At 69.3% G+C, this 8,423-nt stretch carries 5 protein-coding genes and 2 pseudogenes; 2 read left to right on the top strand and 5 right to left on the bottom strand.

Features of this window, described 5'->3' with window-relative positions:
• Positions 1-481: 481 nt before the first annotated feature.
• Complete coding sequence (locus ACZ6C1_RS38080; RefSeq protein WP_469247643.1) at positions 482-1,024, bottom strand: hypothetical protein; 543 nt, start codon at positions 1,022-1,024, stop codon at positions 482-484.
• Positions 1,025-1,315: 291 nt separating this feature from the next.
• A pseudogene (locus ACZ6C1_RS38085) lies at positions 1,316-1,648 on the bottom strand (helix-turn-helix domain-containing protein); the annotation flags it as partial.
• Positions 1,649-1,931: 283 nt separating this feature from the next.
• On the opposite strand from ACZ6C1_RS38085, the gene ACZ6C1_RS38090 reads away from it, so the two are divergent.
• Positions 1,932-2,093 carry a transposase family protein gene (locus tag ACZ6C1_RS38090; RefSeq protein ID WP_469247639.1) on the top strand — a complete coding sequence of 54 codons (162 nt, stop codon included), beginning with the start codon at positions 1,932-1,934 and terminating at the stop codon, positions 2,091-2,093.
• 736 nt (positions 2,094-2,829) lie between these two features.
• Here ACZ6C1_RS38090 and ACZ6C1_RS38095 read toward each other — a convergent pair.
• Entirely contained in the window at positions 2,830-3,051 is a 222-nt protein-coding gene (locus ACZ6C1_RS38095; protein ID WP_469247640.1) for a hypothetical protein, read from the bottom strand.
• Between the two features lie 587 nt (positions 3,052-3,638).
• Here ACZ6C1_RS38095 and ACZ6C1_RS38100 point away from each other — a divergent pair.
• Positions 3,639-4,856 (top strand): annotated as a pseudogene (locus tag ACZ6C1_RS38100) (IS3 family transposase).
• A 50-nt stretch (positions 4,857-4,906) separates the two neighbouring features.
• Here ACZ6C1_RS38100 and ACZ6C1_RS38105 read toward each other — a convergent pair.
• Positions 4,907-7,306: a 2OG-Fe(II) oxygenase gene (locus ACZ6C1_RS38105; RefSeq protein ID WP_469247641.1), complete on the bottom strand. Its 2,400-nt coding sequence runs from the start codon at positions 7,304-7,306 to the stop codon at positions 4,907-4,909.
• A 336-nt stretch (positions 7,307-7,642) separates the two neighbouring features.
• Positions 7,643-7,834, bottom strand: coding sequence for a hypothetical protein (locus ACZ6C1_RS38110; protein WP_469247642.1), 192 nt, complete (start codon positions 7,832-7,834; stop codon positions 7,643-7,645).
• Positions 7,835-8,423: the final 589 nt, after the last annotated feature.

Raw genomic sequence — 8,423 nt, forward strand, 5'->3', positions numbered from 1 at the left:
GGCCATCGACTATCGCCCTCCGCAAGAAGTCCACGCCGAGCACATGCAGTTGCGGACCGCCGCCTGAACGCGACAGTCAAGACCCTGTCCGAAGAGCGCGAGGCCCCTCAACCGCCCCGAGCGGACATCAGACGGAACGCAGGTGAATACCGCGGATCTCGTCGGTACCGCGCTACCGGCCGTCAGGCTGACCCACATATCGTCCGCGGCGGCCAGAGTGACCAGGCCCTCTGCCCGACCCGGGACAACACGCTCAGACATACCGGAAGACTATCGACCGGCACCAGCAGACCGACAGCCGGTGCCTGGTTCCGGTGCCGGAAAGACCGCCTGGTCAATCGAGGCTGCAACACCGACTTCGCCCGCACCAACCAGCTCCTGCAAGCTCTGCTCGTCCTGACGAACCTCGAAGTCAACCGCTGACGGATGATCTTCTCAGTGGACTTCCGCCCACGGCCAGCACGAACTCCCCTAGCAACAATCACACCAGGCCTTTGACCTGCGACTTCAGGTTGGCGGAGGCTGACTCGGTGGAGTGGAGCCGGGCATCGTCGGTGCGCACCACCGCACCGGGTGCGCATCGGGTCCACTCAGTGGCCGGCCTCCCGGCCGCGGTGCGGTCCGGGCTCCTGCGGGTGGTGCGCCTGCTGGTCGTCTGGGCGCACCGGGCGCAGCGCGCCGGTGTCGTCGTCCTGGCCGGTGTAGCGGCCCGCGCGGACGCGGCCCGCGCGAACGCGGGAGTCGTCGCCCACCTTGGCGAACGCGTCCTGGAGAGGCGCAGCCGGTCGGCCGTGAGATCGAGGGCTTCCACGTCCGTACGGGACCTCCGCAACGCCCGCAGCGCCGTCATGTCGATCGCCTCCCCGCGACCGGCCTCCTGCTCCGGGTCGTCGTGCTCGGGGTCGGCCGGCTCGAACGCGAGCAGCTGCTCGGGCATCGCCGCCTGCTGGTGGGCGACGACGTCGTACGCCCGGCCCCGCACAGCGGTGGCGGTGGCGGTGGTGGTGCGCAGCTGCTCGCGCACCACCGCGCCGGCGAGGACGGCGCGCTCGTACTGGAGCGGGATGCGGGGGGATCTCCCACTCCCCCGCGTCCTGGCCCGGGGGCCGGGGCGCGGCCGGCTCGCCGGGATCGGCCGGGGGGTGCCGGTCCGGGTCGGGCGCGTGGGGTGGAGGTCGGCGGCGGGGAGGAAGGTCGGACAAGGACCACCGGGCGGTGTAGAGGCCGTAGCCGGCCTCCCGGCCGCGTACGGTCTTCGGCTCACTGATGTCCAGGCAGTGGGTAGAGATGGCGGCGGCCACGATCTTCTCGTCCAGGCCGGGGTCGCGGCGGCGGCCAGCGCGGTCCGCACCTGTTCGACCTGGGCATCGGACAGCTTCGGCCGACGACCGGGGGCCGGCCGCCGCCGCAAAGCCTCGGCCCCGCCGTTCTCCCACGCACGCCTCCACCGCCGCACACTCTCCGCGTGCACCCCCACCACCCGCGCGATCTCGGCGCTCGGGCGTCCCTGCTCGAACAACTCCACCGCCCGCGCACGACGCGCCTCCGCCAACTGAAGCCGAGACAGAGGAGGAACAGAAGAACCGGACACGGAAGACGAAGACTTGTAGGGCACCAAGACAGACTCCCACCGACAAGCCCACGACACCCACCGAATCAACGAAAAGATCAGTAACGCGCGAGGTCGCGTTGGTGTACTCGCCAGTGTGGTCCGTCGGCAGGGCTGTTCCAAAGTCCTGGCGGGTGGGTGAAGGCGCTGGTCACGGCGTGGTGACGATGTCGGTGAGGGCCGCTACGAACAGATCGAGGCTCCCGTTGTGGACGGATGACCTTGCCAGTCGCCGTCTTGAACCGGAGCCTCGATGTGCCGTCAGTCTGCCACCGTCTGTCTCGTCAAATCGCCGTCGCTGGCAGAGTGTTCGGGACTCCCGTTGGCTGAGCGGCTGATCAGGCTGCCGGACCCGCGCCATCGCCGGGGTGTGCGTCACCCGTTCGTGGCAGTGCTGCTGATCGCCGTGGTCGCCGTGGTCGCCGGTGCACGCTCGTATGCGGCGATCGGGCAGTGGGCCCGCAGCGCCTTGGAACAGCCCTGACAGGGGGACACAGTCATGCCGGGCCCGGAGGCCAGCGGCCCTCTTGCAGGACCGCGGAGAAGATAACGGGGGGTGTGGTCGCTGCTGCATCTGCGGCCGGGTGGGTTCCCGTGGCTGACGATCGCCGGGAAGCGGCTGCACCGTTGGGTGGTGATCGACATGGACGCCATGATCATCACGGCGGCGTCGAAGAAGCAGGGCGCCGCGGCGACCTGGAAGAAGTCGTTCGGGGTTCATCCCCTGGCCGCGTGGTGCGCGAACACCTCCGAGTGCCTGGCGATGCTGCTGCGCGCGGGCAATCCCCGGAAGCAACACGGTGGGCCACCACCTGCGGGTGCTGCGCCAGGCACCCGAAAACTCCAAGAGCCACACACCTCAAGCAACCCGCCAGCCCAACAAGTTGACCACGCCAGCAGGAGGGATGGATCAGAACGGGGGCGGCGGTGCGACAGTCCGCATCCGACCGCTGTTCTGCGGGACCGGTCCAGGCCTGCGGCGCCGCACGGCGTTCCAAGCAGCAATCTCGTCAAGATCGTAGACGGGACCCATGGCAAGCGTGCGCACAGCCCGAGGCGCGCCCTGGGCCTTCAGGGCCCGGGCGGCGGCCTGTTTGGTGAGACCCATAGTCTCGGCGGTTTCGACGAGGCCACCGAGCCGAGCCGGATCAATGAGCGTGACCATGCGTTTCTCCTGAGACGACGCCCCCGGCGCTTCGAACGCCCAGAGCGTTCCGCAGCTATTCGGGTCGCTTGCCGACGAGTTCGGACAGCAGCGAAACGAGGGTCGCATTCGTCTTTCGCTGCTCGGCGATGAACGTGTCGAGCTTCTGGTCCGTGGCGGCCTGGCCGAGACGGATGGCGAGGACATCACCCTTGATGACGCGGAGATCGACGATGACCTCGTTAAGCTTGTCGTTGAGCTGAGCCGCACCCTCTCGGGCGATGGGGTCTTCCGGCACGGTACGCCTTTCGCATGGGGTGGTCTATTCCCGCCCTCGTCGCATCAGACCCTACCCCAGATAGATCTACAACGTGAACGCATCATGGGTTCGAGCACAGACCCTCGAGAGTTCCGCAGCTGAGGTGTCACCTGCCAATGCCGGTGAGTTAGGTCGTTTCTGCAGGTGGGGACGGGTGCCGGTGACTTTAACCTCGATCCTTGATCCTTCAGGCGTGATCGCTGCCAGTTGATGTGGTTGGTTCATCCCATTTGTTCCGGCCGGTGCCGGTTGGGATCATCGCGTGTCGCTGCGGCTGCGCCGGGCTTCCACGGTTCCCGGGGTCTGCTCCTTCCTGGTCTTCGTGGGGTTCTGGCGCCCGGTTCATGGGGCGATGGGCAGGGCGCCAAGCCATCGCCAGCTGGTGGTGAAGGCGTCAGCCCAGGGCCAGGTGGTCTCGATCCGCAGCCATCGGCGGCGGGCGTGCTTCGCGAGGCGGGCCGGGAGGCGGTAGAGCCGGAAACGCATGGTGTCCGGCTCGGTGAGGCGACCCCCGTGACGTGGACACTCTGACAATGGATCTTGCAGATCCAAGGGAAGGTGTTCTGGTGGGACGTAAGTCTCCGTATCCGGCGGAGTTCAGGAACGACGCTGTCGCGCTGTACCGCACGGCGGGCGGGAAGCGCACGTACGCGGCGGTTGCGGCGGATGTCGGGGTGACCGGCGAGACGCTGCGGAGCTGGGTCCGCCAGGCCGACGAGCACGCGGGCCGCGCTCATAGCCACGGCGAGCAGAGCGCGGAGAGCCGGGATGAGGAACTGGCCCGGCTGCGCGCGGAGAACGGCCGGCTGCGCAAGGCGGAGAAGGAGTGGGAGCTCGACCGGGAGATCCTGCGCCGGGCAGCGGCGTATTTCGCCAAGGAGATGAAGTGAAGACCCGCCGCTGGGACTTCGTCTCCGCCCACGCCGAGACCTTTGGCGTCCAGCGGATATGCCGGGTCCTTCGAGTCTCGCGCTCGGGCTACTACCGGTGGATCGCCGGCGCGAAGACCCGCCGGGAGCGGCAGGCCGCCGACGACGCTCTGCTCGTGGAGATCCGTGAGATCCACACCGAGCACAAGGGCGCCTACGGAGTCCGGCGCGTTCATGCCGAGTTGCGCGGCTTCGGGCACACGGTCAACCGTAAGCACGTCGAGCGCCTGATGCGCGCCAACCGGCTCGAAGGCCGCCATCTGCGGCGCCGCAAGCGCACCACGGTCCCGACCGGCTCGCACCGCCCGCTCCGGACCTCGTCCAACGCGACTTCACCGCCGCACGGCTGGACGAGAAGTGGTGCGGCGATATCACATACGTGCAGGTCGGTGGCTCGTGGCTGTATCCCGCCTGCATCATCGACATCTGCTCACGCCGGTGCTCGGCTGGTCGATGGCCTCGCACATGCGCGCCGAGCTGGTCATCGACGCACTGAAGATGGCTGTGGCGACCCGCGGCGGCAGGGTCGGCGGAGTGATCTTCCACGCGGACAGGGGTTCGCAGTACACGTCGGCCGCGTTCGCACAGGTCTGTGACGGTTTCGGGATCCGCAGGAGCATGGGGCGCGTCGGCTCGAGCTACGACAACGCCCTCGCTGAGAGCTGCTGGCAGGGGCTGAAGAGGGAGACGATGCACCACCGGCTGTTCTCGACGATGCGCCAGGCGCGGCTGGAGATCTTCCAGTGGCTCACCTACTACAACGCCCGCAGACGCCACAGCGCCCTCAACTACCTCTCACCAGCCGAATTCGAACAGCAACAGCAGAGAGCACGCACACTCACACTCGCAGCATGAACCTCCGTGTCCACACTCCGGGGGACGCCTCAGTACGGATGTGTCACCTCTCAACCGCACGCCCGGGGCCATTTGTCCCGCAGCCACGCCAGGTCGGTCTCGGCGCGGGTGCGGGTCGCCTGTTCACGGGTGAAGACGGCGTCCGTCTTGGTCAGGACCAGAACGTAGGGGCGTCCCTGGCGCCGGGTGGTGTGGGAGACAGGCAGGCCGGCCTGGTCGATGCGGCTGTGGAGGTGGCGGCGTCCGTCCTTCGCGAGCGGCCACTCCATGACGTGGCGGGTACGGGAGGTGAGGAAGGCGTCCAAGTCGGGGCAGAGCCCGCAGCCAGTCCGGCATGTCCCGGCCGGGGTAAGAGCCCAGTCGTCGGCCGCACGTACAGGGCGGGCGAGGGCCGCGGCGAGCCGGTCCTCACAGTGGTCGGCGAGGGTCTGGAAAGCGCGGGCGGCGGGTGCGCCGTCGCGTATGGCCGCCGGCTGGCGGGCCGCGGTGCGCAGGGCGGGGAGCAGGCATTCCAGGGCAGTGTCCGGCAGGCCGCGCAGCGTGGCGGCGATGGTGCCGGCGGTCTCGGGCCCTGCCGCCTGCAGGATGCGGGCCAGTGACGCGCCGAGCCTCTCCATGCCTGTGCGGCGCTCCGTCTCGCGGCCGATGCCGAGCCAGCTGGTGAGCTGCTGCTCGACTGCTTGCCAGGCGCCCTCGGCCAGCGGCGAGGCCATCGCGTCCCCATCGCCGTCGGCGGCCCGCAGCGCGGTGCACAGGCCGGGCAGCGATTCGAGCCACGCCGCGCGGTCGGCCCCGGTGTACGCGCCAATCGTGCCGAACCAGCTGCTGACGGCCCCGCGGGCCCACGTCCGTCCGTACCGCGCGGCCGCTGCCGCGAGACCCGGGGCGTGCCGCTCGCCCAGGTTCTCCACCCCGAAAGGCGCGAGGAGCATCGTGGCAGTATCCGCTTCCCGCAGTCCCACCGCGACGGGCAGGGCGGCGGCAAAGAGCGCCGCGGACGCCTCGCCCGAACCGTGTTGCTTCCAGAACGGGGCGAGCGACTGGGCGAGCGTGCGCGCCCGGTCGAGGTCCCCGGCATCCAGGTGGCCCTGAAGTTCCCGCAGTGCGCCTTCGGAGCCGGCCTCGGCGCGGGCCGTGAACGAGCGCTGCCGGGGCCACAGGACCACGGCAGCCCGCCGGTACCAGCGGTCGAGGGTGTTGCCGTAGTTGCCCATGTAGCCCTCGTACTCGGACTGGTAGGGCGTCAGGTCCTTGTTCTCAGTGGTGGTGCACACCTCGGCGTACGCGACGGGCAGGTTGATCTGCTCGCCGCCGGTGCCGTCCGGGCGGGTCCACCAGCTCAGCGTGATCTCGTCGTCGATCAGCTCGTTCAGTTCGTAGCTGGAGAAGTCGCCGCTGCGGCGGCGCTCGGCACCGGGTTCCCCGTCGGGGTCCAGGAGGCACTCGCCTTCGCACTCCTCGTCCTCGCAGTCGTCGTAGTGCTCGACCTCGCCGTAGTAGTCGTAGCGGTCGTACGGCGCATGCGCGTCCCAGGTCTCCCTCACCTCGGCCAACGCGAGGACCGCTTCACAGTCCGCCTCTGCGGCGGCCTGGCGGAGCAGGGCGGTGCGGGTGGCGTCGGCTCCCTTGAGACGGTCCCAGCCCAGGCCGCGCTGGGTGTACTCGTGGTCGAGGAGGTAAACGAGGCGGTTCGGGGGCACGGCCTTCTGGCGACCGTAGGCGTAGCGCTCTTCGGCCGGCTCGGTGAAATGTTCGGTCAGGCAGTGGGCCAGGTCGGCGACCGGGTCCCTGTCGTCCTCGCCAGCCGGGCGGACGCGTTCGGCGAGGAGGTTCATGGTGAGGGTGACGCGGTAGCCGGACTTGACGGGCCTGACCTCGTGCAGACAGTCTGCGTAGAAGGCGGCGAAGGTCAGCTTCTGACGGGACGCCTGGTGGACGACGCTGCGGCCGGCGTGCGTGACGACGAGTTCGCCGCCGGTGTGGTGCGAGGGCAGCGAGACGACCAGGGTGCCCACCATGGAGTCGTCCTTCTCGGAGTCCTGGTGCGGCAGGAAGAACTGGCCCTTGCCGTAGACGAGCAGTGCGTGCGGCTCGGCCCGTAGGACGGTGGTGGGCGGCAGACCGAGCGCGGTGCGGACACCGTCGAGGACGCCGTCCAGGGTGCGGTCCCAGTCAGTGCCGCCGAGCGTGAAGCGGTCCGGGGTGATCTCCCAGGTGTCGCGGACTGTGGTGTCGGACAAGGTCTGCTCGCCGCGGCCGAAGGATGCCTGCCGGGCCTGCGCGATCAGTTTCCTGGTGACCGGGGCACGCAGCGGCAGCGGCAGTTCCCCCACCCCGTCGACATCGATACACAGCGCGCTGGCCGGCATCTCGATACGGGTGCTGAAGTCCCCGCACCGCTGCGCCTCGTCGAGCAGCTCCGCCAACTGCTTCCGCGCTCCGTGTCCCATACTGTTTCGTCCCCAGGGATGCAGCGTGCCGTATGGCCTGGCCCGGAAACCCTAACGCCGCGGGCAGTCCTTGTTCATCTTCTTGTCCGGTTTGACTTTCCATCCCCCGGACGGCGGTCAGTTGGACGGGGTGAGAGGCTGGACGCCCTGACCGCGGCCACCACAGACATCAACAGCCTCACCACCCGACGCCACCGCACCCGCCGCTCTCCTGCACGCGCTCACACATGACCTGCGTGCTCATAGACGTGCCTGCACCCGGCCGAACCGTCCGAGCCATGCCCCGTACCCGGGGGGAGGCGAGTACACCAGTGATCTCCCGCAACTTGGCGGCGGTCAGGGAGGGTTGAGCGACGGCGTCGGCCGCCTCCTTCCAGTGTGGCGCAGCGCGGCCAGCACCGACTCCCGCGACGGATGCACCGGGGTCACCGCGACACCGGTGATCGCGTTCGTCGCGCAGTCGGTGAACCAGGTGATCCACGGCCTGCGGGCCCTGCCCTCAACATCGACCAGCACCGGGGCCTGCACGTGACCGGTCTCCCACACCTGGTTGCGCCGCCCCCGCGGCCGGGCCAGGAACACATCATGCCTAGGCGCAGCCCGCTCCCCACCCGCAAGCCCCGCCCGCTCCCCCGGCGACAGATCACGGCGGATCGCCCGATGCAGCGTTGTCAGCGACGGTGGGTCTGCAGCCGGGGACTGCCGAGCAGCACGCAGGACCAGTTCGCGATGAACTGCCCGTACGTTCCCTTTCCACAATGCGAGCAGCCCTCGGACTTCGGGCGTGATCGTGAACCTCGCATCGGCCCGGGAGCGTGCGCCGGGGCAGGCGGCCGCGGTCTCATCGCCCTGAGCGGTGGCCAGCCAGCGCCACACCGTGCGCTCCGATACCCCCAGCGCATCCGCAACCAACCGCACATGACCTGCTGTCAGGTTCCCCCCGGCCCGCAGAGCGAGCAGCCGCCGCACCGCAGGCCCGCGGAGTGCCGTTCTCGACACTGCAGGCAGCCCACTACCCGCCCGGACAGCACCCTGGTCCTCCATGCCCCCACGCCCCTGCCGCCCACCAAAAACCGGTCACCGACCACGGTGCCGCCACACGGCCCCCGAAGGATCA

It is taken from the genome of Streptomyces sp. NPDC041796, assembly GCF_055590785.1.

Coding starts and splice junctions, on each gene's coding strand:
- ACZ6C1_RS38105 (WP_469247641.1), bottom strand. CDS start 7,306: ATGGGACACGGAGCGCGGAAGCAGTTGGCGGAGCTGCTCGACGAGGCG.